Genomic DNA, 651 nt, shown 5'->3' with positions numbered 1-651 from the left:
GCCCGTGACGGTCACGTCCACGTCCCCGACGGACTCCATGCCGCGCCGCAGTCCGCCCGCGAAGCGCGGCTCCAGCCCCTCGAGCGCGCGGCACAGGCCCTCCGCGACGGCGTACGCGGTGGAGAGGTGCTGGCGGCCCGCGTTTTTGAGCGCGAACTCCACGCCCTCCAGGATGGACGCCTGACTCTTCGCGCCGAACCCCTTGAGGGCCGCGACGCGCCCGTCGCGGCAGGCCTCGCGCAGCTCCTCCAGCGACGCGATCCCCGCCGCCCAGAGCGCCCCGATCTTCTTGGGACCCAGGCCGCGCACGCGGAAGAGGCTCAGCACGCCCGGCGGCACCTGCGCCGCCGCGTCCTCGTACGACGGCAGCGAGCCCGTCTCCACGAACTCGCGCAGTTCCGCGCCCAGACCCGCGCCGATCTTCGGGACACCCTTGAAGCCGCGCGCGACGACGTCGTCGAAGTTCTCCTCGGACGCCTCCAGGGAGCGCGCCGCCGAGCGGAAGGCGTTCACGCGGAACGCCTCCTCCCCGAGGAGCTCCAGCAGGTCCGACGTGGCCTTCAGGACGCCCACCACCTGCTTCCTATCCATGCGTCACCGCCCGCCGCGCGCGGAAGGTCACCACGCACGCGCCCGCCTCGAGCAGGTCGC

The 651-nt window shown here is 73.6% G+C and carries 1 protein-coding gene; it reads right to left on the bottom strand.

What is annotated here, in order from left to right:
• The coding region (locus DEIPI_RS41285; protein WP_045233919.1) for a helix-hairpin-helix domain-containing protein at positions 1-591 on the bottom strand (591 nt) is incomplete at its 3' end.
• Positions 592-651 lie beyond the last annotated feature (60 nt).

This window comes from Deinococcus pimensis DSM 21231, from assembly GCF_000519345.1.
Lineage (GTDB): Bacteria > Deinococcota > Deinococci > Deinococcales > Deinococcaceae > Deinococcus_A > Deinococcus_A pimensis.
Note: the sequence above shows the minus strand (reverse complement) of the source record. Positions and strands in the feature narration are given on the sequence as shown.